Origin of the sequence: Emticicia sp. (genome assembly GCF_043780375.1) — a bacterium.
GTDB lineage: Bacteria > Bacteroidota > Bacteroidia > Cytophagales > Spirosomataceae > Emticicia.
The window spans coordinates 1-22,489 of sequence record NZ_JAYWCU010000121.1; the positions used below are offsets into that span (position 1 = coordinate 1).

General features: G+C 36.3%; 21 protein-coding genes, 1 tRNA gene and 1 pseudogene. 21 read left to right on the top strand and 2 right to left on the bottom strand.

The features are described 5' to 3' along the window. The 7 genes and pseudogenes from ACH2CJ_RS09665 to ACH2CJ_RS09695 form a co-directional block, all read left to right on the top strand. Window positions 1–951, top strand: a pseudogene (locus ACH2CJ_RS09665) (biotin carboxylase); the annotation flags it as partial. Between the two features lie 62 nt (window positions 952–1,013). Beyond that, window positions 1,014–1,568: a YdeI family protein gene (locus tag ACH2CJ_RS09670; RefSeq protein ID WP_394992432.1), complete on the top strand. Its 555-nt coding sequence runs from the start codon at window positions 1,014–1,016 to the stop codon at window positions 1,566–1,568. 112 nt (window positions 1,569–1,680) lie between these two features. After that, complete coding sequence (locus tag ACH2CJ_RS09675; protein ID WP_394992433.1) at window positions 1,681–2,943, top strand: asparagine synthetase B; 1,263 nt, start codon at window positions 1,681–1,683, stop codon at window positions 2,941–2,943. 49 nt (window positions 2,944–2,992) lie between these two features. After that, the gene (locus tag ACH2CJ_RS09680; protein WP_394992435.1) at window positions 2,993–4,531 is read left to right on the top strand and encodes a sulfatase; all 1,539 of its coding nucleotides are present in this window, start codon (window positions 2,993–2,995) and stop codon (window positions 4,529–4,531) included. 321 nt (window positions 4,532–4,852) lie between these two features. Next, window positions 4,853–6,001, top strand: coding sequence for a DegT/DnrJ/EryC1/StrS family aminotransferase (locus ACH2CJ_RS09685; protein ID WP_394992437.1), 1,149 nt, complete (start codon window positions 4,853–4,855; stop codon window positions 5,999–6,001). A gap of 71 nt (window positions 6,002–6,072) precedes the next feature. Then, window positions 6,073–6,978 carry a glycosyltransferase family 2 protein gene (locus ACH2CJ_RS09690; RefSeq protein ID WP_394992439.1) on the top strand — a complete coding sequence of 302 codons (906 nt, stop codon included), beginning with the start codon at window positions 6,073–6,075 and terminating at the stop codon, window positions 6,976–6,978. A 5-nt stretch (window positions 6,979–6,983) separates the two neighbouring features. Beyond that, the gene (locus ACH2CJ_RS09695; protein ID WP_394992441.1) at window positions 6,984–7,772 is read left to right on the top strand and encodes a class I SAM-dependent methyltransferase; all 789 of its coding nucleotides are present in this window, start codon (window positions 6,984–6,986) and stop codon (window positions 7,770–7,772) included. A 157-nt stretch (window positions 7,773–7,929) separates the two neighbouring features. On the opposite strand, the gene ACH2CJ_RS09700 is transcribed toward ACH2CJ_RS09695, so the two are convergent. Then, window positions 7,930–8,002 (bottom strand) — tRNA-Phe (locus tag ACH2CJ_RS09700). A 206-nt stretch (window positions 8,003–8,208) separates the two neighbouring features. On the opposite strand from ACH2CJ_RS09700, the gene ACH2CJ_RS09705 reads away from it, so the two are divergent. Further along, window positions 8,209–9,579: a 4Fe-4S dicluster domain-containing protein gene (locus ACH2CJ_RS09705; RefSeq protein WP_394992443.1), complete on the top strand. Its 1,371-nt coding sequence runs from the start codon at window positions 8,209–8,211 to the stop codon at window positions 9,577–9,579. Between the two features lie 222 nt (window positions 9,580–9,801). Beyond that, window positions 9,802–9,963, top strand: coding sequence for a hypothetical protein (locus ACH2CJ_RS09710; protein WP_394992445.1), 162 nt, complete (start codon window positions 9,802–9,804; stop codon window positions 9,961–9,963). 74 nt (window positions 9,964–10,037) lie between these two features. Here ACH2CJ_RS09710 and trxA read toward each other — a convergent pair whose 3' ends face one another. After that, window positions 10,038–10,337: a thioredoxin gene (gene trxA, locus ACH2CJ_RS09715; RefSeq protein WP_394992446.1), complete on the bottom strand. Its 300-nt coding sequence runs from the start codon at window positions 10,335–10,337 to the stop codon at window positions 10,038–10,040. A 126-nt stretch (window positions 10,338–10,463) separates the two neighbouring features. Between trxA and ACH2CJ_RS09720 the strand changes: the two genes are divergently transcribed. The 12 genes from ACH2CJ_RS09720 (at window position 10,464) to ACH2CJ_RS09775 (ending at window position 22,103) form a co-directional block, all read left to right on the top strand. Beyond that, complete coding sequence (locus tag ACH2CJ_RS09720; protein ID WP_394992448.1) at window positions 10,464–11,030, top strand: GH32 C-terminal domain-containing protein; 567 nt, start codon at window positions 10,464–10,466, stop codon at window positions 11,028–11,030. Between the two features lie 334 nt (window positions 11,031–11,364). Then, a complete protein-coding gene (locus ACH2CJ_RS09725; protein WP_394992450.1) occupies window positions 11,365–12,762 on the top strand; it encodes a Gfo/Idh/MocA family protein in 1,398 nt (465 codons plus the stop codon). 51 nt (window positions 12,763–12,813) lie between these two features. Further along, on the top strand, window positions 12,814–13,197 hold the full coding sequence (locus ACH2CJ_RS09730) for a hypothetical protein (RefSeq protein WP_394992452.1): 384 nt from the start codon (window positions 12,814–12,816) through the stop codon (window positions 13,195–13,197). A gap of 376 nt (window positions 13,198–13,573) precedes the next feature. Beyond that, window positions 13,574–15,013 (top strand): anthranilate synthase component I family protein, encoded by a 1,440-nt coding sequence (locus ACH2CJ_RS09735; protein ID WP_394992453.1) that lies wholly within the window; start codon window positions 13,574–13,576, stop codon window positions 15,011–15,013. Window positions 15,014–15,054: 41 nt separating this feature from the next. Then, window positions 15,055–15,621, top strand: a complete 567-nt coding sequence (locus ACH2CJ_RS09740) for an anthranilate synthase component II (protein WP_394992455.1) — start codon at window positions 15,055–15,057, stop codon at window positions 15,619–15,621. 108 nt (window positions 15,622–15,729) lie between these two features. Further along, window positions 15,730–16,719, top strand: coding sequence for an anthranilate phosphoribosyltransferase (gene trpD / locus ACH2CJ_RS09745; protein ID WP_394992456.1), 990 nt, complete (start codon window positions 15,730–15,732; stop codon window positions 16,717–16,719). Between the two features lie 56 nt (window positions 16,720–16,775). Then, on the top strand, window positions 16,776–17,579 hold the full coding sequence (trpC, locus tag ACH2CJ_RS09750) for an indole-3-glycerol phosphate synthase TrpC (RefSeq protein WP_394992458.1): 804 nt from the start codon (window positions 16,776–16,778) through the stop codon (window positions 17,577–17,579). A gap of 107 nt (window positions 17,580–17,686) precedes the next feature. Next, window positions 17,687–18,331: a phosphoribosylanthranilate isomerase gene (locus ACH2CJ_RS09755; protein ID WP_394992459.1), complete on the top strand. Its 645-nt coding sequence runs from the start codon at window positions 17,687–17,689 to the stop codon at window positions 18,329–18,331. A 5-nt stretch (window positions 18,332–18,336) separates the two neighbouring features. Then, window positions 18,337–19,545 (top strand): tryptophan synthase subunit beta, encoded by a 1,209-nt coding sequence (gene trpB, locus ACH2CJ_RS09760; RefSeq protein WP_394992461.1) that lies wholly within the window; start codon window positions 18,337–18,339, stop codon window positions 19,543–19,545. A gap of 88 nt (window positions 19,546–19,633) precedes the next feature. Then, on the top strand, window positions 19,634–20,017 hold the full coding sequence (locus ACH2CJ_RS09765; RefSeq protein WP_394992463.1) for a Dabb family protein: 384 nt from the start codon (window positions 19,634–19,636) through the stop codon (window positions 20,015–20,017). 67 nt (window positions 20,018–20,084) lie between these two features. Then, window positions 20,085–20,867 (top strand): tryptophan synthase subunit alpha, encoded by a 783-nt coding sequence (gene trpA, locus ACH2CJ_RS09770; protein ID WP_394992464.1) that lies wholly within the window; start codon window positions 20,085–20,087, stop codon window positions 20,865–20,867. Between the two features lie 24 nt (window positions 20,868–20,891). Continuing rightward, the gene (locus tag ACH2CJ_RS09775) at window positions 20,892–22,103 is read left to right on the top strand and encodes an OmpA family protein (protein ID WP_394992466.1); all 1,212 of its coding nucleotides are present in this window, start codon (window positions 20,892–20,894) and stop codon (window positions 22,101–22,103) included. Window positions 22,104–22,489: the final 386 nt, after the last annotated feature.

Below are 22,489 nucleotides of genomic sequence, written 5' to 3' on the forward strand. Positions count from 1 at the left end.
GTTGGTGAAGCTATTTCATCATTTGGCAATGGTGCTTGTTTCATCGAAAAATATATCACAAAACCCAAACACATCGAAATTCAAATCGTTGGTGATAAACATGGGAATGTTGTTCATTTTTTTGAGCGAGAATGTTCAATCCAGCGACGACATCAAAAGGTTATCGAAGAAGCACCTTCGGCAGTGCTAACTCACGAAATTCGTGAGGCAATGGGGCAATGTGCGGTCATGGTTGCAAAAGCTTGTAATTATTATGGAGCAGGTACAGTTGAATTTATAGTAGATGAGAATTTAGATTTTTATTTTCTCGAAATGAATGCTCGTTTACAAGTAGAACATCCTGTTACAGAAATGATTACGGGCGTTGACTTAGTAAAAGAAATGATTTTTGTTGCCGAAGGAAAACCTTTGAGTATGAAACAAGAAGATTTGAAAATTAATGGTCATGCTATTGAAGTAAGGGTTTGTGCCGAAGATCCAATGAATAATTTCTTGCCCGATGTCGGGAAATTACAAACCTACATTCGTCCGCAAGGTAATGGTGTGAGAGTTGATGACGGCATAGAAGAAGGCATGGAAATTTCGATTTATTATGACCCAATGATTGCAAAATTGATTGCCTACGGAAAAGATAGAAATGAAGCAATCGAAAAGATGATTCGAGCAATTGACGAATTTAAAATTACGGGCGTGGCAACAACTCTTCCTTTCTGTAAATTTGCTTTGCAACACGATGCATTTGTTACAGGAAAATTTGATACTCGTTTCGTTGGTTTATATTTTACACCTGAAGTTTTACACAAAGAAATTGACAAAACTGAACTCGCAATTGCGGCAGTTTTGGCAAGTAAATTATTGAAAAATAAACAAGAAAATAACAGTTCGCAGCCCGCAGTTGGCAATTTACAGAGTAGCCAATGGAGGAGAAATAGAACTTCATTGAGAGGGTAAAAAAGCAAAATTAAGAGGGTAGAATGCTTATTATTAGCATATTAACAAAAATATTTTTTTAAATGAAAGCAAAGTTTTTCGCCAATCAAGATGATTTTAGACAATGGTTGGAAGAAAACCATGCAAATGAAACCGAATTGTTGGTAGGTTTTTATAGAATTGAGACTAAAAAACCAAGCGTAACATGGCCGCAATCGGTTGACCAAGCTCTTTGCTTTGGCTGGATAGATGGTGTCAGAAATAAGATTGACAGTGAAAGTTATTGTGTTCGATTTACACCCAGAAGACCATCAAGTATTTGGAGTGCCATTAATATTCAAAAAATAGAAGACCTTACCAAACAAGGACTCATGCAAACAGCGGGTTTTGTAGCTTTTGCAAAAAGACAAGAGCATAAATCTAAAATTTATGCTTACGAAAAAGAACCAGCATTGCTTGATGCAACTTTTGAAAAACAATTTCAAGAAAATAATCAAGCATGGACATTCTTTCAATCACAAGCCCCTTCCTACAAAAAAGTAGCCATTCATTGGGTAATGAGTGCCAAGCAAGAAGTAACAAAAATTAGCCGAATGCAAAAATTAATTAATGAAAGTGAGGCGGGGAGAAGAGTTTAAAATTTTATCAAGAAATTATAATTGTTTTCGTAAAATAGTAATTGCACGAGCGACCACGTCTAAAATCGCAAATATTCTATGTATATTTGATTAAATTCTAAACCTCTGAGCCATGTTTAATAGATTTTTGCACTTGATTCTTCTCTTGGTTTCGTGGCAAACTTTTGCCAACTCCATCTTGATACCGATGGATGATGCCCAAACCAATCATCTGAAAGCTTACGGAATTGCCTATACTACGCTAAAATCAAACACCGAAATAGATTGGTTGCTCAATTATCGAGGTGGGAGTTTTTTGATGGAATACTCGTCAAATATTCAAAAAGAATGTTTGGTTCGAGGGGTTTCATTTGAAATTATTTCTGATGCTGCTGTGCAAGTATTAAACAGAGAGATTTCCAATCCAGATGTAAATATGGAAATAATGCGACTCTATAAAGCTGCCAAAATAGCCGTTTATACGCCTTCAAAAGTGAGTCTTTCGTCTTTTGAAGATACCGATGCGGTACTTTTAGTGCTACGATATGCCGAAATCCCTTTTGAGATAGTGTATGACGAAGAAATTTTAAGAGGCGATTTAGATAAATACGACTGGTTGCACCTTCACCACGAAGATTTTACAGGGCAATTTGGTCGAAATATGAGGCGAATGAGTGCCAAAGACATAAAAGCTCAAGAAGACATAGCCGCACGATTTAAATACTCAAAAGTTTCCCAACTAAAATTAGATGTTGCCAAATCAATCAAAGCGTTTTGTATGGGTGGCGGATTTTTGTTTGCCATGTGTTCGGGGGCCGAAACACTCGACATAGCCTTGTCTGCCGAAGGAACAGATATCGTAAGTAGCCGTTTCGATGGAGATGACATTGACCGTAATGCTCAATCAAAATTAGATTTTAGTAAAACACTAGCCTTCGAAGATTTTACGCTTTTTCTCAATGATAATGAAGGATACGGCTATAATTCCATGTCATTTTCAGATATAAATATTTCGTCAGGAAGATTTGATGAGGAGGTAACTGGCTATTTCGATTTATTTGATTTTTCGGCAAAATGGGATTTTATTCCTGCGATGCTAACACAAAATCACGAACATTTGATTCGAGAATTTATGGGACAAACTACGGCTTTCAATAAAAGTATCGTAAAACCAAACGTACTAGTAATGGGAGAAAGTAAAGAATCGAATAGATATATTTATGGAGAGTTGGGGCTTGGACAATGGGTTTTTTATGGCGGGCATGACCCCGAAGGACGAAAAGGTTTTCATAGAACGCCCACCGACCTCAATTTATTCCCTCACTCGCCTGGATATAGACTTATCTTGAATAATGTACTTTTTCCTTCAGCAAAAAAGAAGAAAAGAAAGACTTAGTTTAACAAAATTCGATTTTGATAAAACCACAAAAACCCAATTAAAAAACATGAAAAACCAACAACAATACCTAATCATTTTACTGTTTTTTGCTGTTATAGCCAACACTTTTGCTCAAAAGTCAAGTACACCTAAGAAACCTAATATTCTTGTAATTTTTTCCGATGACCATGCTTTGCAAGCCATCAGTGCTTACGGTAGCCCACATATCAAAACGCCTAATATTGACCGAATTGCTAAAGATGGGGCAATTTTTAAGAATATGTTCTGTACAAATTCGCTTTGTGCTCCAAGCCGAGCAACTTTGCTGACAGGAAAGTTTAGTCATATTAATGGGCATAAAGATAATCGAACCAAGTTTGATGCAGGTCAAGATATGTTTCCAAAACGCATGCAAGAAGCAGGATACGAAACAAGTTGGATTGGTAAATGGCATTTGGAAGCTACACCACAATATTTTGATTATTGGTCAGTTTTACCTGGACAAGGGCAATATTATAACCCTGATTTTATCGAAATGGACGGCAAAACCAAGCGATATGAAGGTTATGCTACAAATTTGATTGCCGACCGAGCGTTGAATTGGCTTCAAAATCAGCATGATTCCTCAAAGCCTTTTTGTTTGGTTGTGGGACAAAAAGCACCGCACCGCCCTTGGCTGCCAGATTCTACTGATTTTCATGCTTTCGATGGTGTAAAATTCAAGATGCCAGAAAATTTTTATGATAGTTATGAAGGTAGAATTGCTGCCCAAAAGCAAAAAATGAATATCGTTGTTGACCAAACTTTAGATTCAGATTTGAAGGTCAAAAACGGCACAGAACTACATACCAAACGGATGAATGCTGCTCAAGCGAAGGCTTGGGATGCATATTATGAGCCTTTAAACGAACAGTTTAAGCAACAAAACCTTAGTGGAAAAGCCCTTGATGAATGGAAGTTTCAACGCTACATGCACGATTATTTGGCTTGTATTACTTCATTGGATAGAAACATTGGCAAAATTTTAGATTATTTGGACAAGGCAGGTTTGAGTGAAAATACTTTGGTCATTTATTCATCAGACCAAGGTTTTTATTTGGGTGAACATGGCTGGTTCGACAAACGATTTATGTATGAAGAATCTTTCCACATGCCGCTCGTGATGCGATACCCAAAAATAATTAAAAAAGGAACTGTTATCAACGATTTTGCTCAAAATATTGACTTTGCCCCTACATTTCTCGATTTAGCAGGAATTCCAATTCCAAAAGATATTCAAGGAAAATCGCTGCTTCCAATATTAAAAAATCAAAAACCTGCTTCATGGCGAAAATCGGTCTATTATCATTATTACGAGTTTCCGTGGGATCATAACGTCATGCCACATTTTGGCGTACGAACTGAACGATACAAACTCATTAGATTTTATGGTGATGGCAATTTTTGGGAATTATACGACCTAAAAAATGATCCCAATGAAATGAAAAATATTTATAGTTCAGCACCGAAACAAACAATAATCACCTTAAAAATGAATTTAAAAAGTCTCATAACTCAGTATGAAGACACAGAAGCAGAAGCAATTTTTAATGCGAAACTAAATTGAATTTTAGTCATTTTGTTTTTTCAAATGAGCCAAACTTATATTTATATTTGGGTATTTTTATGATATTACTATTATAGTTAACCTATAAAATGTGTAGATTAATAAAATTAAATTAGCGATAAAATGGTGAAATTTATAGAAAATTCAACTTTATATGTTAAATTTGATTATCTATAACATTTACCACTATTAAGACAACACCCAACGGCTCTCAGCCGCTACTTCTTGGTGTGGAAATTCATAGACAACATACGAACGTGTTAAAAAAAATCCCATAAATTGATTGGGAAATTGAATATCTAACCTTAACTAACTATTTTTATGATAGCCGAAAAGCCGATGAATGAGTTTCCTGTCATGAATACAGGAGACGGTATTGTATTATTTCATCCAAATATTCCAGCTAAAGCTGCTTTATATGTAACTGAAGTATTAAACTCTCGATGGATTGGGCAAGGACCAAGAGTTGAAGAGTTTGAACAACGCTTTGAAGACAAATTTACTTCACCTTGCAAGAGCCTCGCCGTAGGTTCAGGCACAGATGCACTACACTTATCTTATTTATTAGCAGGTTTGCAAGATGGTGACGAAGTAATTGCACCAGTATTTACTTGTACAGCAACCAATATTCCATTTCTGTACATGGGCGTTAAAATCGTTTTTGCTGATATTGACGCAAACCTCAACATCGATGTCAAACACGTAGCCCAACTCATTACACCCAAAACAAAAGCTATCGTTTGTGTGCACTATGGTGGGCTTCCTTGCGATATGGATGAGCTTTGGGAGCTTGGAGCAAAACATAATATCGCTATAATTGAAGATGCGGCACACGCCGTTGGAGCAAAATATAAAGGCGAATATATCGGAAGTCAGAGTGATTTTTCGATGTTTTCATTTCAAGCAATCAAGCACATAACTACGGGCGATGGCGGCATGTTAGTCGTAAAAGACCAATCATTGGTTGAAAAAGCCAAACGTTTGCGTTGGTTTGGCATTGATAGAAGCAGCAAACAAAAAGGTATTTGGGAAAATGATATTGTAGAAATAGGTTATAAGTACCAAATGACTGACATCGCAGCAAGCATCGGACTTGCAGCTATCGAAGAGTTTGATGAGCATCTGGCACATCGTCAAAAGCTTTATCGTCTTTATTGTGAGTTGCTGAAAGATGTAAAAGGCATAAGGGTAATTGGTAGTGAATACACAGATAGAGAGCATGCGGCATGGCTACTAACAACCGAAGTAGATTATCGAGAAGCATTAGTAAAACATCTTCGTATGCACGGAATTGAGTCGGGACAAGTGCATTATCGAAATGATAAATATACTATTTTTGGTGGAAGAACTATAGGCGAATTTCCTAAAATGGATGCCATCGAAGAGCGATATTTAGTATTGCCTCTCCATGCTAAAGTTACAGAAGAAGACGTGGAATATATTGCACACATACTCAAAAAAGGTTGGTGAAAATAGTATAAAAATTGTTTGAAAATGCCTTTGTGCCTCTGTTTCGTTGCAAATTTTGCCCCTTTAGTCTAATGGATTTTATCTATAAAAGAGTTGATTTAACTTATTCTCCTATATTTTCAATTCTCATTCCGTCATGGAATAACCTTGATTACTTGAAATGTGTAGTTGACAGCATCAGAAAAAATAGTAAATATAAACACCAAATTATTGTTCATATCAACGAAGGTAATGATGGTAGTGAAGCATGGGTTTTGAGCCAAAACGATATTGGATACACCAAAAGTAGCCAAAACTCAGGTGTTTGCTACGGTTTCAATGCTGCTTCCCATTTAGCTATTGCCGACTATCTGGTTTTTATTGATGACGATATGTATTTATGTCCTAATTGGGATTTTTATTTATTCGAAGAAATAGAAAAACAGCAAGACGATAAATGGTCTATCAGCGGTACAATGATTGAATCTTTCGACAGAGGAAATACGTGTGTGATTGCCGATAAAAATTTCGGAACTCATCCATCAGAATTTAATGAACAGAAGTTTCTTGCTGAATATGCAACCTATCCAAAAGACGATTGGAATGGAAGTCAATGGTATCCTATGGTTTTACCGACTTTTGTTTATCGAGCTGTGGGCGGTTTGAGTGTTGAGTTTTTTCCAGGAATGTACAGCGACCCCGATTTTATGATAAAATTATGGCACTATGGCGTTCGCTATTATAAAGGACTCAGTAAAAGTAGAGTTTACCATTTTGGAAGTCGAAGCACTGGCAGAGTAAAACGCAATGATGGTCGAACAGAATTTATTTTAAAATGGGGACTTAGCAGTAATACTTTCTTCAAAAACTATTTAAAAATCGGAACAACTTTTTTAGGAAAATTACCTGACCCCGAAGAAAATTTTATATTAAAATTTAAAAAACGGGTAGATAGATGGAAAGTGAAACTTAAAACCCGACCCATTGATATTTCCTGAAAAATATGTCGAAATATAAAGAACAGATTAAGAGAGTTCCACATTCAAAGGGTAATGCTTTAGAGTTCATACATCGTTATCTTATCGAAAACGATGTCAGTAAAAAAACAGTTGTTGATGTATCGGCGGGATCGGGCTACGTAGCTAATTTATGGCACCAAGCAGGTGCAAAAGTACAAGCTTTTGATATGTATCCCGAAGTTTTCAGGAGCGAAAATTTGACTTGTTTACCCATTGATTTAAACGAAAAGCTTTCTGTAGAGTCAAATTCGGCAGATTATGTGCTTTTGATGGAAACAATTGAGCATATTCCGAATCAACAATTTCTTCTTCAAGAAATCTCTCGAATTCTGAAACCCAGTGGAATTCTAATCGTGACAAAACCTAATAATAGCAGCTTCAGCGGACGAATGGCAAACCTTTGGGTAGAAGCAGAGCGAAGCGATATGTTTTTGTCGAACGAAGCGAGTGTGATTGGCTATGATGATACCCACATTTATAATGGACGAGTATTTTTGTGCAATGCCCAGCGGCTTCGCACGTTGGCTGGCTTGGCAGGTTTACGTTTCCAAAAAGTTTATTCCAATCAATTAAGTGTAAGTTCTTTAATTTGGTACTTAATACTTGGTCTATTTTTGCATTTTCGCTCTTTTCGTACCTACAAAAGATTAGACAGAAAAACATCAAATCTAAAAGAAAAAGCGATTCTTCTGCAACAACATCAACTCAATAGCAATCAAACTGTGCTTTTACATAAGCATCTGTGTATTTTGTTTAGGAAAGAAAAGGTTTGAAACTACAAAAAAACTGAAGGTGCTTTGAAAAAATACCTTACTGGCGAAAATGTAGAGCAAATTTTAAAAACCGCCCCCCAAATAAAGTTGAGTAAAAACAAAAATACGTAACTAATTGATTATCAAATAGTTACGTATTGTATTGTTGACTTAGTTGTGGTGATGGACGGGATCGAACCGCCGACACAAGGATTTTCAGTCCTTTGCTCTACCAACTGAGCTACATCACCAAGAGTGATTTCACCACCATTCCCTGTGTTTGGGAGTGCAAAATTAGATAAAAACTTTTTAAGAACAAACATCTCGCTAAAAAAAACTTTAAATTTTTCTTTTCTCTTGACTTCACTATCTTTTTTACGATATTTGTAATGTTATGCAAGCATACTATTATGAAGAAATTGCTTGAATATCAGAATTATTTCAACCAATCAAAACTATGCAAATTCTGTCTCAAATCTTGTTTGTAGCCGCATTGGGCTTGGCTGCTTATTTTATTAGTCGTCGAGTGATGCTCATTAAAAATACCATTCAGTTGGGTAGGGCAGAAGACCGCTCTGATAATCCTTCCGAAAGAATAAAAATAATGCTTTTGGTAGCTTTTGGGCAGAAAAAAATGTTCTCTCGCCCAATTGTTGGTTTCATGCACTTCATTATTTATGCGGGTTTTATTATTATTAATATCGAAGTGTTGGAAATTATGATTGATGGCATTTTTGGTACGCACCGAATATTCTTTGCCCCATTAGGCAATGAAGTTTATAGTTTCCTTATTAATTTTTTTGAAATCTTGGCTTTTGGTGTCTTGGCAGTTTGTGTTATTTTCTTGGCAAGACGTAACCTTACTAAGATACAACGTTTTCAAGAGTCTCGCCACAGAGAAATGAAAGGTTGGGCTACCAAAGATGCTAACATTATCTTAATCACTGAAATTTTATTGATGTGGGCGTTTTTGAGCATGAATGCCGTTGACACTATTTTGCAAGAGCAAGGTGTTGGGCATTACGCCGAATCCATTACTGGTAATTTTTGGGTAAGTCAATTTCTAAAACCTCTATTTTCTGAACTTTCTGCCAGTTCTTTAGTAGCTTATGAGCGAGCTGCTTGGTGGTTTCATATCTTGGGCATCATGGCTTTTGCTACTTATGTTACTTACTCTAAGCATCTACATATTTTCTTGGCTTTCCCGAATACTTACTTTTCAAACCTCAATCCAAAAGGAGAAATGGCGAATATGCCAACGGTTACCAAAGAAGTTAAAATTATGCTTGGATTGGAAACCCCTTCTCCAGTTGGTGAGGGGGCGGCAGTCGATAATGGTGAGGTGCTTGACCGTTTCGGAGCAAAAGACGTAAAAGATTTATCGTGGAAAAACTTAATGGATGCTTACAGTTGTACCGAATGTGGGCGTTGTACCTCAGCTTGCCCTGCCAATATAACGGGCAAATTACTTTCACCACGTAAAATCATGATGGATACCCGTGACCGCCTCGAAGATATTCAGAAAGGTTGGTTGGCAACTGATAAGAAAGCCCCTATAGCTGATTTCGACGATGGTAAAACACTTTTGGGCGATTATATTTTGGAAGAAGAAATACTAGCTTGTACAACCTGTAATGCTTGCGTGCAGGAATGTCCCATCAATATTAGTCCGTTGGATATTATCTTGCAATTGCGTCGCTATAAAGTTATGGAAGAAGCTCAAGCACCTCCTTCTTGGAACGGAATGTTTTCAAATCTTGAAAACAACATGGCTCCCTGGAAGTTCTCGCCTGGCGACCGTTTTAATTGGGTAGAAGGTCTAAAATAAAAATGTGTGTTTTGTAAGAATAGTAGATAATGAAAATCTGACTTCTTTTTGAGGTCAGATTTTTTTATGTGTCATTGCAACAATTTATTTTGCAAATCATTTTGTACTTAAAGAATATTTTTTTTAACTTTACAAAGAATTAATGTTGGTATACTATTTGATATTGCTTTCATAACTAATTACGTGTTTTAAGCTCAAACGTGCATTTTGCACTCAACCCCTATGAGAAAGTTCAATTCATCTATGTTTATGCAATGGGTCGTTTTTATGCCATTGCTGTTGCCATTGGCTATTGTTAGCGGAGCATTTGAAGGCGTTAAGCGAGTTTTCGAACAAGCTTCGTCCGACATTTCCGACATTGTGGAAAAAGAAATTATTTCTTAATGTGCTGATTATCAAAACTTGTTACTTACTGTCTTTGGAGATTTTTTTTCAAAGGGAAAAACCATTATCTCATTTTAAGCAAATTTCTCTACGATAGCCTTCAATTGCTGTAATGATAATACTCCCGATTTCCGCCATTTTAATTCACTTTTCTTGAACAATATAAGCGTTGGAACCCCCGATACTTTGTATTTTGCCGCCAATTTTGGATTTTGGTCTACGTCTATTTTTACTATTCTTATTTTTTCACCTTCTTCTTGTGCCAATTGTTGAAGTGTAGGCGATAGTGCCTTACATGGTCCACACCAAGTTGCAAAAAAATCAATTAAAATTGGTTTTTCCGAGGCAATCAATTCTTCAAATGTTCCAGTCATGGTTTTTAAGCTTTATGTTTTTTTATCTAAAACATCTAAAGTTTTTGTAGAGTTTCATTTTACTAATATTCTCTTTTTTATCACTCATAAGTTACTAAATTTGTATATATCGAAAATGTTAATTCTATGATGTATAAAATTGGTATATTCTATTTGCTCATTTGTCAATCAGCTTATAGTCAAGAAGTTGTCGATTTTAAGGAGCGAATAAAAGCTCGTTTTTTTTCTCAAAATAACAATTGGCATAGCGTCGTTATGATGGAAGAGTTGAATATTGAGAGAAACAACGAAATTACATGGCGAAATGATTCGGAGTCATACATGATTGAAATTGAATTTGAGCCTAACGGAGCGAGCGAGTTTGGGGTGAAAGTATTATTAAACGAAAAACTAAATCAAGCAGCGATAGTGGGTTATCAACTCAATAGCGAGCACTTGTTTATTAATAGTCTCAATATAGGCAAAGCAGATTCTGTGAATGTTGTTGGAATGTTTGTAACTCCAATGAAAATAGATAGAGGCAGAGTAAAGATGCACGTTTTTGTCGATAAAACTTCGGTTGAAGTTTTCGGAAATGATGGAGAAGCCTCAGTAATGAGTCGGGTTTTCCCCAAAGAAAATACCACCGACTGGCAAATTTTTAGTAATGGAAGGGTAAAAGTTATGAAGCTAATTGTTTGGGAATTAAAGTAGGGGTTTATCGCATAAATCCTTGTTCAGACTAACTGATACACATTGCAATAGTAGCATTTATTTAGCCCATTTTTCTTCTTCTCCTTCTTATAAACCAAACTCGAACCAATCTAGAAGTACCAAGACTACCAAATAATGGACTTTGTTCAATATGTTTTGTATTTCGGGACTAATGCTAAGCAGGTTCAAATTTCTTCAATTATTGGGGCTAAAACAAGCAAGATACGCATTAAGGTGGATTGTTTTTTTGGAAATTTTCAGACATCAGCATAAATTTTAGCGTTTATGTTATATTTGTAAATAAATATACTTCAAAAACATTCAGCCTCATATAATGGATAACATTTCAAGAAGAAACCTCCTCAAAACATTTGGACTTACAGCAGGTAGTTTGTCGTTCTTAAATACCGAAACTTTTGCTAATGATGCTGATAATCAGATAGTTAGCGTTCAAGAAGATGACAGGTATATTTCATTAGAAAGACCAGTAACTGCAATTGTGTTGGGAGCTGGCAATCGTGGAAATGTTTACGGACGCTTTTCATTGGCTTTTCCCAATGAATTGGATATGGTTGGCGTTGCCGAACCGATTTTGTTTCGGAATGACCGTTTTGCAAAATCTCATAATATTGAAGATAAAAATCGTTTCAAAACTTGGGAAGATGTTTTCAAAGTACCCAAATTTGCTGATGCAATCATCATTTCTACACCAGATTGGTTACATTATGGGCCAGCCATGAAAGCCCTCGAAATGGGTTATAATGTTTTGCTCGAAAAACCAATTTCGCCATCAATGCAAGAATGTTTGGATATTATGGCAATGTCTAAGAAAACTAAGGCAATCATTGCTGTTTGTCATGTGCTACGTTATACACCTTATTTCAAAAAACTCAAAGAAATTTCGGGAAGTGGACAATTTGGCAAATTAATAAGTGTCAATCACCTCGAAGGTGTTGAATATGCACACATGGCTCATTCGTATGTGCGAGGCAATTGGCATGTATCGAAAGATACAAATCCGATAATTTTAGCAAAATCTTGCCATGACCTTGACATTTTGCGTTGGATTATTGGTAAACCTTGCAAAAGCATTTCGGCGTATGGCTCACTCACGTGGTTTAAGCGTGAAAATGCTCCCGAAGGCAGCACCGACCGATGCACCGATGGTTGTAAAGTAGAAGCAGAATGTCCATTTTCAGCAATCAGGATTTATCAAAAAGAAAAGCAACGCATCAATGTTTTGGATGTAACCGATGATTTAAGCAAGCAAAGCGAAGAAATTTATGAAAAATTGAAAACATCTCAGTATGGTAGATGCGTTTATAGAATGGACAACGACCAACCAGATCATTATACAACTTCGATGGAGTTTGAAGGCGGAACAACTGTTAGTTTTGCCATGGAGGCGTTTACATCTTTCGAGCATCGTAAGACTCGCTTAATGTTTTCGCACGGTGAAGTTTGGGGAGATATGAATCAAATTCAAACGTATGACTTCCGAACGAAAGAAACAACGAGTTGGAAAGCAAATGAACAACCCGAATATAAAAACCAAGCATCAGGGCATGGTGGCGGAGATTATGGTTTGGCTCGTAACTTTGTGCAAGCAGTAGCTCAAAACAAACCTGAGCTTTTGACATCAACAATCGAGGCTTCAATCGAAAGCCACGTAATGGGTTTCATGGCAGAAAAAAGTCGTTTAGAAAAACAAATGATGGAAGTGAAGATTTAAAACCGATTGTCGTACGGCGGGCTTTGGGTTGAGGTAAAACTAACAATAACTATGCGTAAAATACTAATAATAAGCTTTTTATCTTTAGCATCTTGTCGAGATAAAAAAGTAGATTTCGGAAAATTTGATTTACAAAGTTTCAAAACAGATAGGGGAGGATGCGAAGGAAAACGAGTAAATTTGATTGAAGAATTAAAAACAATCAGACCAAAAATATTGGGTTTAACTGAAAATCAAATATATGAAACTTTGGGTCGATATGACTTCCAGATTTTAAGCCGTAGAAACGAAAAAATATTTGTATTTTTTTTAGAAAAAGGACCTCAATGCGAAAGTATTCAAAATGCTACTCAAGCTCGTTCGATGATACTTTATTTTAATGCTTCAAGTTTGGTAAAAGAAGTTTCATTTCAATTTGGAAGCCCAGTTGATTGATTTTCTGTACGACGGGTTTGTAGACCGTTCAAAATTTTAGTAAATTTCTTGAAAAACAATTGCTCGTAAGTAATTGATTACTAGGTATTTATATGAATTGTCGTTTTCTTTGAAAAAATTATTTAAAAAAAATAATTTTGTTTTCTCAAATCAACTCTTACATTTGCATCAGTACAACAACTTTTTTAGTTGTTAATAAATATAAAAATGACTCAACAAGGAAACATAGCAAAAATCTGGTGGTGGCGTTCTACTCAAATAGAATGAACAGATTTGCTATGTAAAAAAACATACAAGTATCAAGCGAAGCGGCTTACTGTTCATAACGGTAAGCCGCTTTTTATTTTGTCTCAATTCTTATAATTCAAATTCAGAAATGCAAAAGTATAAAATCTCAACTCGTCATAAACGTCTTCTTGCCGATACGCTCACACCAGTAGGCATTTATATGCGTTTGCGTGGTCAATATCCCAAATCGGTTATTCTCGAAAGTGCCGATTATCAGGCAATGCACAATAGTTTTAGCTATATTGCCTGCGACGAAGTGGCAAGTTTTCAATTAGATAAGGACTCGGACGGTCGCACTGTGGTTACACAAAAATTTCCTGACGGAAAAGCAGAAACGTTTCCTTTGAAAAACAGAAAAGATGGTGTAAAAGTTTTACAAGAATTTGCTGAAAGATTTGAAAATCCTAAAAATGAATTCCCCTTCATTACCAACGGACTTTTCGGGCATATTACTTACGACTCAGTTGAGTATTTTGAAGATATTGAGATTCAAGAAAAAAGTGCAGAAACTGCAATTCCACAAATATTATACCGAGTTTATCGCTATGTAATTGCCATCAATCATTTCAAAAATGAGCTTTTTATTTTTGAGCATACTTATACTCCCGAAGGTCAAGAACCTAAGTTTTTGGTCGATGGTTTAGAAACTTTAGAGTTTTTTGTAAGAAATCCAAAAATGACTAATGCCAAGTTTAAGGCTGATAGTCAGGAAGTTAGTAATATAGAAGATGACGATATGCGAGTAATTGTCAACAAATGTATTGGTCACTGTTTGCGTGGCGATGTGTTTCAGATAGTACCTTCTCGTAGATTTTCAAAGAAATTTGAAGGCGATGATTTCAATGTTTATCGAGCTTTGCGTTCTATCAATCCTTCTCCGTATTTATTTTATTTTGATGGGGGAGATTACCATATTTTTGGTTCTTCGCCCGAAAAACAAATTCTTATTAAAGATGGTCAGGCTGAGATTCATCCCATTGCAGGAACTATCAGACGTACAGGTGACGACGAACATGATGCAGAATTAGCTCGCCAACTTCTTGCCGACCCCAAAGAATGTGCTGAACACGTGATGCTCGTAGATTTGGCAAGAAATGACCTTTCACGCAGTGCCGAAAATGTAAAAGTAGAAACATTTAAAGAAGTGCAGTTTTATAGCCACGTCATTCATTTAGTGTCGAAAGTTACAGGCAAAATGCACGAAGGTACAAATCCTTTGCAGTTAGTGGCAGATACTTTTCCCGCAGGAACCCTTTCGGGAGCTCCGAAACACAATGCCATGACGATTATTAATAAATATGAACCAACCAATCGCAGCATTTATGGCGGAGCTATTGGTTTCATGGATTTCAAAGGAAATTTCAACCATGCCATTGCGATTCGTACTTTTTTGAGTAAAAACAATACACTTTTTTATCAAGCAGGTATGGGCGTAGTTGCTAAGTCGGACGTTGAATTAGAAATGAAAGAAATACATTTGAAATTGGCAGCTTTGAGAAAGGCTATTGAAATGGCGGAGGAGATTTGACTTCGATGCTAACGCACCAAACAAAAATAAATACAAATAATATGAAAATTTTAGTTCTCGATAATTACGATTCATTTGTTTACAATTTAGTCTATATTTTGAAAGAATTAGGCGGAGATGTGGACGTTTTTAGAAATGATAAAATCACATTGGAGGCGGTCGAAAAATATGATAAAATCTTACTTTCGCCAGGTCCCGGTATTCCCGAAGAAGCTGGAATTATGCTTGATTTGATAAAATATTATGCTCCTACAAAGTCTATTTTTGGCGTATGTTTGGGGCATCAGGCAATTGGAGAGGCTTTCGGTGCAAAATTGCATAATATGGGGGATGTCCTTCACGGAGTTACAACCAATTGTTTGATAACCGACCCGAATGAAATTCTTTTTCAAGGTATTCCATCAGAAATAGAAGTTTGCCGCTATCACTCATGGACAGTTCTTCCCGAAACCATGCCTACCGATTTGAAAATCACAGCCATCGACGAAAAAGGCTACGTAATGGCAGAAGCTCACCAAAAATTTGATGTGCGTGGCGTACAATTTCATCCAGAAGCATATTTGACCCAACACGGTGTGAAAATAGTAGAAAATTGGATGAAATCGTAGGGACGTATTGTATTCGTCTTTCTTGTAGAATTAAGTTCCAATAATAAGTTCACAATACGATTTCCCCAAAATCATTTAAATCAAAAAATCAGTTTAAAATAGTTTAGAATGAAAATACACCTCAATCAACTTCTTGACGGAAAATCTCTCACAATAAATGAGAGTAAAGAAGCCCTTTTGAAAATCGGTCAAGGCGAAGCCAATAATTCTCAAATTGCAGCTTTTTTGATGGGAATTCAGCAAAAAGGGATTACCGTCGATGAACTTGAAGGTTTTCGTGAGGCGATGCTTGAGTTGGCTGTGAAAATAGACTTGTCGGAGTTTGATGCGATGGATATTGTTGGCACGGGCGGAGACGGCAAAGATACTTTTAATATTTCAACAACTTCGGCTTTTGTGATTGCGGGGGCGGGTCAAAATATTGCCAAACATGGCAACCATGGTGTTTCGTCGGCAGTTGGGTCAAGTACAGTTTTAGAATATTTAGGCGTAAAATTTACTAATGACGAAAGTTATTTAAAACAAAAACTCGAAACAGCGGGTATTTGCTATATGCACGCACCACTTTTTCATCCAGCCATGAAATTCGTCGGCCCGATTCGCAAAGAATTAGGCATGAAAACGTTTTTTAATATTTTAGGACCATTGCTCAATCCTGCAAAAGTTCAAAAACAGTTTTCGGGCGTTTATAACTTGGCAATTTTTGATTTATATACCCAATTATTTAGTAGAACTTCCGCAAAATTTGGAATAATATATGATTTAGGAGGCTATGATGAGATTTCGCTCACAGAAGATTTTCAGATTTCGACACATATCAATAAAGAGAAAAGTATTATTTCTTCCAAAAGTTTCGGTTTTATACTACAACAGCAATCAGACATTTACGGAGGAGGAACAATTGAAGAATCGGCAGCAATTTTATTAAATGTATTAAAAAATGAAGCCACTGAAGCACAAACCAATGTAGTTTTAGCAAATGCAGGTTTGGCTTTAAGTATTGCTAAAGATATAAATGTTGAAGAGGGCATTGATCAAGCAAAAGACTCATTATTGAGCGGAAAAGCATTAAATTGCATGAAAAAATTAATAGAATAAAACTAATGATAGAGTGAAAGAATAAACTTTTTCATTCTATCATTCACTCATTAATTATGACCATTTTAGATAATATAACAGCCCATAAAGCAATCGAAGTTGCAGCAGCAAAAGCTGAGATTTCAATAAAAGATTTAGAAAAAAGCGACTTTTTTTTAAGAAAAACCAATTCTCTTGTTGTTAATCTTTTGTCAGAAAACTCAACAGGGATTATTGCCGAACATAAGCGAAAATCGCCATCAAAAGGAGTGATTAATCGGGAGGCGAACTATAATCAATTTTCGGTCGAAGAAATTACACAAGGCTATGCCCAAGCAGGAGCAGCTTGTCTTTCGGTTTTGACAGATTTTGAATTTTTTGGAGGAACAAAAGAAGATTTACTGAAAGCCCGTACAGCAAATCCAACAATACCTATTTTGCGAAAAGATTTTATGATTGACGAATACCAAATCTATGAAGCTAAAGCATGGGGAGCCGATGTGATTTTGCTCATTTGTGCTTGTCTTTCGCCAACTCAAATAAAAGATTTTAGTAAGAAAGCCCACGATTTAGGCATGGAAGTGCTGCTCGAAATTCACGACCAAGAAGAATTAGACAGAAGTCCTTTAGAGAATGTTGATATAATTGGGGTAAATAACCGAAACTTGAAAAACTTTGCCGAAAATAATGTCAATGCTTCTTTGTCATTGGCTGATAAGATTCCTGAAAACATTATAAAAATCTCGGAAAGCTGTATTAGTCAACCCGAAACCATCAATTTATTAAAATTGGCAGGTTATAAAGGGTTTTTAATTGGAGAAATTTTTATGAAAGACAATAATCCAGGTACAAAACTTGCTGAGTTTATTGCTAAAATCTAAGAAAAAGTATTAATTTTGGTGGTTTTTTATATCTTTTGCTAAAAATCATACTATTACCCCAAGTATGAAACTATAATAATCTCTCCTGTGGGGGCAGGCGTTTTTGTATGAAAATAAAAGTATGTGGAATGCGTGATGTCGAGAACATCAAAGCACTAAGTGAGTTGAAACCAGATTTTATTGGTTTTATTTTTTATGACAAATCACCACGTTTTGTAGGTAATGATTCGAGCGATGAGCTGTTAGACGTCGTTAATTCTTTGCCACGAGAAATAAAAAAAGTAGGTGTTTTTGTCAATGCAAACATTGATTATATTTTGCAAAATGTGAGGAAATATGGACTCCATTACGTGCAGCTTCATGGCAATGAAATGCCCGATTTTTGTAGAAATCTTAAATTTAAAGGAGTCAATATTATCAAGGCCTTCAGAATTGATAACTCTTTTATATTCAGTCAGTTAAATAATTACAAGCCACACGTAGATTTCTTTTTGTTTGATGCTAAAGGCGACGGTTATGGCGGGAATGGAATTGCATTCGATTGGGATATCTTGAAAAAATATGACAACGAAAAGCCTTATTTTTTAGCAGGAGGAGTTAGTCTTGAGAATATGGAAGATTTTGAGAATATCATTCCAAGACCTTACGTGGTGGACGTAAATAGCAAATTCGAGATTTCGCCAGCAATGAAAGATATTGAAAAGCTAAGTGAATTAATGTCCAAACTTAAATCAGAAGCTGTAGAAGCATAAAAAAAATGACAACTTTAGAACAATCGGCTCGGACGGCGAACCGTTACGCAGTAAATTCAAAAGGCTATTATGGAAAGTTTGGTGGAGCATATATTCCTGAAATGCTATTTCCCAATATCGAAGAATTACAGCAAAATTACCTTGATATTATTTATCAACCAGCCTTTCAAACCGAATATCATGCTTTGCTGAAAGACTATGTTGGTCGTCCAACGCCCCTTTATTTTGCCAATCGCTTATCGGAAAAATACAAAACTAATGTTTATTTAAAACGTGAAGATTTGTGTCATACTGGGGCTCACAAAGTAAATAATACTATCGGCCAAATTTTACTTGCCCAAAAACTCGGCAAACATAAAATTGTAGCTGAAACAGGAGCAGGGCAACATGGCGTAGCAACCGCAACAGTTTGTGCATTGATGGGTTTGGAATGTATCGTTTACATGGGTGAAATCGACATCAAACGGCAAGCACCAAATGTGGCTCGTATGAAAATGTTAGGGGCTGAAGTTCGCCCAGCTAAGAGTGGTTCAAAAACCCTCAAAGATGCCACTAACGAAGCTATGCGTCATTGGATAAATAATCCAGTTGATACCCATTATATTATAGGTTCGGTAGTTGGTCCGCATCCATATCCTGATATGGTTGCTCGTTTCCAATCAATTATTTCTGAAGAAATTCGTTGGCAGTTACTTGAAAAAACAGGTTCTGAAAACCCAGATTACGTAATCGCTTGCGTAGGTGGAGGTTCAAATGCAGCAGGGGCTTTTTATCATTATCTTGACGAACCCAATGTTCAACTAATTGCAGCAGAAGCTGGTGGACACGGAATTAACTCTGGAATGTCTGCCGCAACAACTTTTTTAGGAAAAATGGGTGTTTTACACGGGAGCAAAAGTATTTTGATGCAAACTGAGGATGGACAGGTAGTAGAACCACACTCAATTTCGGCAGGACTTGATTATCCAGGAATTGGGCCAATGCACGCCCACTTGTGGGATTCAGGCAGAGCAAAATTCTTTGCTATCACCGATGACGAATCAATTAAAGCAGGCTTTGAACTTTCAAAACTCGAAGGAATTATTCCAGCAATAGAGTCTGCTCATGCTTTGGCAGTATTGCCATATTTGAAAGCGGCTGAAAATGAGACAGTTGTTATCAATCTCTCAGGGAGAGGCGATAAAGACTTAGATACCTATATGAAGTATTTGTAGTACGACTAATTTTCTATTCCGTCAGAAACTCAAATGATAAAATGTAGTTTAAATACTATTAATCAACCTTTTAAACAAAGCAAAATAAATGAAAATCCTCCTTTTAGCCATTGCCATCGTGTCAGTTTCATTCATGTCAAATGCACAAACCAAAAAACAACCAACCAAAATGTTACGTCACGCTGTATTATTCAAATTCAAGGACACAAGTTCTCCCGAAGATATTAAGAAAGTAGAAGATGCTTTCAGAGCTTTACCAAGTAAAATCAAAGAAATTCAAAGTATAGAATGGGGAACAAACAATAGCCCAGAAAATCTTAATCAAGGTTTTACACACCTCTTTTTTCTAACTTTCAAATCAGAAGAAGGCCGTGCCGTATATTTGCCACACCCAGCACACAAAGCCTTCGGAGCAGTTTTAGGGCCACATCTCGATAAAGTTCTGGTACTTGACTATTGGGCAGGAAAATAAATGTGGAGCGAATCACTGGTTCGCCATAAAACATAGTCTTTTCAAAACAATAGCTTACCTCAAAATCATGAACAGAATTACCAAGCTTTTCTTGGAAAAGCCCAATAACGTACTAAATCTATACTTCACCGCAGGTTTTCCAAATCTAAACGATACAACAATAGTTTTGGAAGCCCTTCAAGAAGCAGGAGCCGACATTGCCGAAATCGGAATGCCTTACTCCGACCCCGTTGCCGATGGCGAAACCATTCAGCAATCAAATCAAACTGCTTTAGAAAACGGCATGAGCCTAAAAGTGCTGTTCCAACAATTAGAAGGAATAAGAGGTAAAGTTACAATGCCAATCATTCTGATGGGATATTTAAATCCAGTCGTACAATTTGGCATCGAAAACTTTTGCAAACAATGTCAAGAAGTAGGAGTCGATGGCGTAATTCTGCCAGACTTGCCAATGGATGAATATTATGAAGACTATAAAGCTACTTTTGATAAATACGGACTGCTCAATATTTTCCTGATTACCCCACAAACCTCTGAAGTTCGTATTCGTAGAATTGACGAAATTTCCAACGGCTTTATATATATGGTAAGCAGTGCCAGCGTTACAGGTGGAACTTCAGGCATTACCGACACCATGGAAACATACTTCAATCGTGTCAATGCCATGAATCTCAAGAATCCAAGACTCATCGGTTTTGGTATAAAAGACAATGCTACTTTCATCAAAGCCAGTCAATATGCAGCAGGTGCAATCATTGGTAGTCAGTTTATAAGAGTATTACAAAATACTGCAAATAAAAGTAGTATATATAATGATATAGTAAGCTATGTAAAATCCGTTAAAGGATAAAACAGTACATAAACCAAAGAGACGATGAAATTGTTGAAAATAGTATTTTTCGTTTTTATCAACTCTTTGGTTTTTTCACAAACTACTTTTAGGTCAAAAATTACGCTCTCGCCACACATCGGTATTGGCTGGGCAGTTCCACCCTTTATTAATGGAGGCATTAGTAATCTCATTCTTCGACCCAATTATTTCAAAAACAATATATTTGGTGCAATAGTTACATCGTCAGGTGACTCTCGACAAGTATATAAAATCACTAATACTTTAGGCATTGATGCAAATTATAGCCTAAACAAAACATGGTCGGCCAATATTGGAATCAACCGAGCTATGCACATCAATCTTCTTAATGACCCTGACCCCGTAAGAGTTTCCAGTACAACTCAATACAGCACCTGGATTTTTGCCTACAAATACACTTCTTTACTGATAGGCACAAGATATACTGACAACGAGCGATTTTTTCAATGCAATATTCATTATGCAGGAAATACAAAAGAAGCAATCGAAAATGATAATGGTGCAGGTGGCGGAGGATTGACAACAAATGGTAATGGTTTGGTGACGACAAGTATTTCAAAAAAAACAAGTACTATTATTATATCTCCCGAATACGGGGTTACAGGCGTAAGCTCATTCGACTTCCCGATGGAATTAAGCGTTGGACTTCATATACCAACCGCTGTTTTTTCAAAAGACAAATCAACTTTCATTAGGAATAATGCAAATGCTGGAGAAAATACCTTGCGTTTCACACAAGCAGCTCTATGGTTTAGGATTAGAGTTCCTATAACTATATGGACAAAAAAACCAAAACAAATCAAACAACCAGTTTTAAAAGATGAGAAAATTATACCGACACCCACCAAGTCGGTTGATTATGGAGGCAAAAAAGTAACAACAGGCGAAAAGATAATTTTAAAAAGCATACAATTCGAGCAAGCAAAAGCAATTTTAACACCAGCTGCTATGAGCGAGCTCGACGGAGTACAAAAACTTATGGAGCAATCATCAACCATGGTAATCGAAATCATTGGTCATACTTCCGATGAAGGTGATAGAAACAGCAATATCGAACTATCATTAAATAGAGCAAAAGCCTGCAAAGAATATCTTGTAAAACAAAGGATCAAATCCAATCGTATTAAAGTAAGAGGTATGGGACCCGATTCTCCAATCTCCCGTATTGATAAAGCTCAAAATCGTCGAGTAGAAATGCAAATCATCAAGATGTAGCAACGTAGAACGAGTTTCCTAATTCATTACAGGCCTATTCCTTTTGGGTAAAGTATTTAAATGCTATTTATTTACAGGACAATAGGAAGAACTTGTTGTATTTTTTGGTTGGGTATAATTTGTAATAGGTTGATACTAAGGAAGTCATTGAATTGGGGTAATAAGTATTTTCAGAGGTGGTATTGTATTTTTAAAAAAGGTTCTTACCTTTGCACTCCCAAACAGAAAGAGCAATAGACCGAGCGTTACGGAGCAATAGCATGGTAAACGGAGTTAATTAAAATAGGAGTTAGGGATTAATGATAATAGTAAGACGACCGAGCGTTACGGAGCAAGAGCATGGTAAACGGAGTTAATTAGGATTAGAAATAAAGGTAAAATAAAGT

Excerpts from the sequence above, each read along its gene's own strand:
- ACH2CJ_RS09685 (WP_394992437.1), top strand. The coding sequence starts at position 4,853 with ATGATAGCCGAAAAGCCGATGAATGAGTTTCCTGTCATGAATACAGGA.
- ACH2CJ_RS09730 (WP_394992452.1), top strand. The coding sequence starts at position 12,814 with ATGCGTAAAATACTAATAATAAGCTTTTTATCTTTAGCATCTTGTCGA.
- ACH2CJ_RS09755 (WP_394992459.1), top strand. The coding sequence starts at position 17,687 with ATGAAAATAAAAGTATGTGGAATGCGTGATGTCGAGAACATCAAAGCA.
- ACH2CJ_RS09725 (WP_394992450.1), top strand. The coding sequence starts at position 11,365 with ATGGATAACATTTCAAGAAGAAACCTCCTCAAAACATTTGGACTTACA.
- ACH2CJ_RS09670 (WP_394992432.1), top strand. The coding sequence starts at position 1,014 with ATGAAAGCAAAGTTTTTCGCCAATCAAGATGATTTTAGACAATGGTTG.
- ACH2CJ_RS09765 (WP_394992463.1), top strand. The coding sequence starts at position 19,634 with ATGAAAATCCTCCTTTTAGCCATTGCCATCGTGTCAGTTTCATTCATG.
- trpA (WP_394992464.1), top strand. The coding sequence starts at position 20,085 with ATGAACAGAATTACCAAGCTTTTCTTGGAAAAGCCCAATAACGTACTA.
- trpC (WP_394992458.1), top strand. The coding sequence starts at position 16,776 with ATGACCATTTTAGATAATATAACAGCCCATAAAGCAATCGAAGTTGCA.
- ACH2CJ_RS09710 (WP_394992445.1), top strand. The coding sequence starts at position 9,802 with ATGAGAAAGTTCAATTCATCTATGTTTATGCAATGGGTCGTTTTTATG.
- ACH2CJ_RS09690 (WP_394992439.1), top strand. The coding sequence starts at position 6,073 with ATGGATTTTATCTATAAAAGAGTTGATTTAACTTATTCTCCTATATTT.
- ACH2CJ_RS09705 (WP_394992443.1), top strand. The coding sequence starts at position 8,209 with ATGCAAATTCTGTCTCAAATCTTGTTTGTAGCCGCATTGGGCTTGGCT.
- ACH2CJ_RS09735 (WP_394992453.1), top strand. The coding sequence starts at position 13,574 with ATGCAAAAGTATAAAATCTCAACTCGTCATAAACGTCTTCTTGCCGAT.
- trxA (WP_394992446.1), bottom strand. The coding sequence starts at position 10,337 with ATGACTGGAACATTTGAAGAATTGATTGCCTCGGAAAAACCAATTTTA.
- ACH2CJ_RS09740 (WP_394992455.1), top strand. The coding sequence starts at position 15,055 with ATGAAAATTTTAGTTCTCGATAATTACGATTCATTTGTTTACAATTTA.
- trpD (WP_394992456.1), top strand. The coding sequence starts at position 15,730 with ATGAAAATACACCTCAATCAACTTCTTGACGGAAAATCTCTCACAATA.
- ACH2CJ_RS09720 (WP_394992448.1), top strand. The coding sequence starts at position 10,464 with ATGATGTATAAAATTGGTATATTCTATTTGCTCATTTGTCAATCAGCT.
- ACH2CJ_RS09675 (WP_394992433.1), top strand. The coding sequence starts at position 1,681 with ATGTTTAATAGATTTTTGCACTTGATTCTTCTCTTGGTTTCGTGGCAA.
- trpB (WP_394992461.1), top strand. The coding sequence starts at position 18,337 with ATGACAACTTTAGAACAATCGGCTCGGACGGCGAACCGTTACGCAGTA.
- ACH2CJ_RS09680 (WP_394992435.1), top strand. The coding sequence starts at position 2,993 with ATGAAAAACCAACAACAATACCTAATCATTTTACTGTTTTTTGCTGTT.
- ACH2CJ_RS09695 (WP_394992441.1), top strand. The coding sequence starts at position 6,984 with ATGTCGAAATATAAAGAACAGATTAAGAGAGTTCCACATTCAAAGGGT.
- ACH2CJ_RS09775 (WP_394992466.1), top strand. The coding sequence starts at position 20,892 with ATGAAATTGTTGAAAATAGTATTTTTCGTTTTTATCAACTCTTTGGTT.